The sequence below is a fragment of the Nocardia sp. 852002-51101_SCH5132738 genome (assembly GCF_001665695.1).
Taxonomy (GTDB): Bacteria; Actinomycetota; Actinomycetes; order Mycobacteriales; family Mycobacteriaceae; genus Nocardia; species Nocardia nova.
The window spans coordinates 1-2,269 of record NZ_LZML01000007.1; the positions used below are offsets into that span (position 1 = coordinate 1).

The 2,269-nt window shown below is 64.1% G+C and carries 4 protein-coding genes; 1 reads left to right on the forward strand and 3 read right to left on the reverse strand.

All coding sequences use genetic code 11. The features are described from left to right. From A5789_RS01235 to A5789_RS36205, 3 genes are all read right to left on the reverse strand, one after another. On the reverse strand, positions 1–719 hold a 719-nt coding region (locus tag A5789_RS01235; RefSeq protein WP_369828746.1), incomplete at its 3' end, for a replication initiator. An 80-nt stretch (positions 720–799) separates the two neighbouring features. Further along, positions 800–982: a hypothetical protein gene (locus tag A5789_RS36200; protein ID WP_064903154.1), complete on the reverse strand. Its 183-nt coding sequence runs from the start codon at positions 980–982 to the stop codon at positions 800–802. Positions 983–1,224: 242 nt separating this feature from the next. Beyond that, positions 1,225–1,599, reverse strand: coding sequence for a hypothetical protein (locus A5789_RS36205; protein ID WP_155525906.1), 375 nt, complete (start codon positions 1,597–1,599; stop codon positions 1,225–1,227). 139 nt (positions 1,600–1,738) lie between these two features. Between A5789_RS36205 and A5789_RS01250 the strand changes: the two genes are divergently transcribed. Next, positions 1,739–2,098 (forward strand): winged helix-turn-helix domain-containing protein, encoded by a 360-nt coding sequence (locus tag A5789_RS01250; RefSeq protein WP_227463173.1) that lies wholly within the window; start codon positions 1,739–1,741, stop codon positions 2,096–2,098. Positions 2,099–2,269: the final 171 nt, after the last annotated feature.

Below are 2,269 nucleotides of genomic sequence, written 5' to 3' on the forward strand. Positions count from 1 at the left end.
CGGTAGTTCTGGACGAACCGATCGAACAAGGCCGGGAAGAACACGATGTCACGGGCCGCACGCCGGTAGTCGTAGGTATCGGGGTTGCGTGGTGATCCGTCACCGCAGGGCTTGCCCTTGCTGTTGATCGCGCCGTCATCATGCATGCGCCCGTACGAGTCCAGGGTGAGGGTGATGAACATCGAGGGCCGGTACTTGCCCGCGTACTGCCGTCCGATGGTGGACTTGCTGACCTTCTTGCGGGGCAGGTCCGGGACGTCCTGGCGGCGGCGGGTGGACCGTTTGCGCTCCGATTTCGGCTCGGGATCCAGCGCCGGAAGACGCCCGCGCACACCAGTCCCCCGCAACTCCGCATCCAGATCCGCCACGACCTCGCGGATACCGTCCATCATGTCGAGGTCGTGGCGCGCCTTCGCGGCCTGGTAGTCGTCCATCAGACTCGCGCGGGCCTCGACCAATTCCAGCTGTAGCGCTGTCGGATCACGCTTGATATCGACCGGTTCGGTTTCGATGTGCCAGCCCTCGTGAGCCTGCTGCACCCGCAGCGCATGAGCACGAGCCGCACACGACGGGCACACGCTCGTCAGCGTCGACTTACACGGCGCGCCAACATATTCCGATTTCCCGGTCTCAGCGTTGACGCTGTACATCGGGATCGGGCGGCGGCACTCCCCGAACTTGTCCGCCGTCGCCTCAGCCAACTCCAGCATGTTCAACATCGAGCGACGCTCGGCCGCCGTCTCACGGGCCGAAGCCCCATCACCATCGGTGACAGGGCTTGGAAGCTCAGCAGGCTCGGTCACAGGGCCACCGCCTCACCCACGCTCCCCTCCAGCGACACCGCGGAGACCCGCTTCGACGGGGACGGGGGATTGCAGAACCCGTAATAGGTGCGATCGTTGTAGCTGGACCAGTGACCTTGCTCGGTGACCGTCTCCCCCTTCGCGGTCACACCCAGCACCCGCTGCACCGCCGGAGCCACATGAACCAGCCCGAACGCGCACGTGCAGCCCTGAGGCCCGGAGAACGCCAACCCGGTGCCGTCGCACTGGCGGCACACCTGCCAAACCGAGACATCATGCAGCGCAATGCAATCCGGGTGCTGACAGTCCAGCTCACCGCACCACACGCACCGACGAGCGAACGTCAGCCGAGGCGGACGCAACGGCCCAGCCGAACGAACCGGGAACGAAACCACGTTTCCGCTCACAGCAGCCATGCCGATCACCGACCCGTCCAACGCACCGGAGCACCGCCACCAGCGGGCCAGCACTCATAGACCACCGTCGGAGCAGCAGCCTTCACCACCAGTTCCGGGTGCAGCGCGACCACATCGGCCAACGGCCGCGACGACTCCCCCGCCTCCGTCAGGCCGTGAATGCAGTCGCACCGCTGCGACGCCGTTTCCGGATCGATGTGACCATCGACGTATTCGGTGCCGCCGCACCGCTCGCAGACCTCCCACACCGAACCCGCATACCAGGCGATGCAACGAGCCGAATCACACTGCGCGGTAAGGCAATTCACGCATCGGCCCGCCGCATTCAGACGAGGCGGACGAAGCGCGATCGCGTTCGAGATTGAGCGGAGCTGTGACATTTGGGCCTCCCCGATGATCCGTTTTCCGGGCCGCTTTCGATATGACCAACGTTACCGGCGTACACCAGTCTTGTCTATACCTGTCTAGGTAACCATTTCCTACATACCCGTAGCTAGCCAGGTGAGTACACTGAACCGCGTGGCTGGCGAGCTGAAAGACCCCGACGACCTGCGTCCCGTCTATCTCCGGATGGCGGACCAGCTCCGGGACGCCTATACACCGGGAGGGCAACTCCCGTCCGCTCCTAAGCTGGCGGAGGAATGGGGCGTAGCCCGTGAGACTGCTCGGGCCGCCATCGACGTACTACGCCACGAGGGCTTAGTTGTCGCCTGGCAGGGACGCGGGACGTTCTACCGCGTGCAGCCCGACGAGACCAGCGAAGCCACAACCGAGGACGCAGTGCTCACGCGGCTCGATCAGATAATGAGCCGTCTGGATGAGTTCGAGGGTCGCCTATCTGCTTTGGAGCACGCTCGAGGCGATGAAGCCGCACAGTAAGCCCCGCCAACCGAGCCTCGATGATCGCTAGCCGCACCTCGATCACCGCTCGTCTCTCACCGTCGTAATTCATACGAACAGCAAAGCTCAGCAGCCTACACCCACGAACCATGTGAATCCCCATGTGAATTCGCAAGGGCACATGTGCACCTCCCGACGCGTCATCACTGC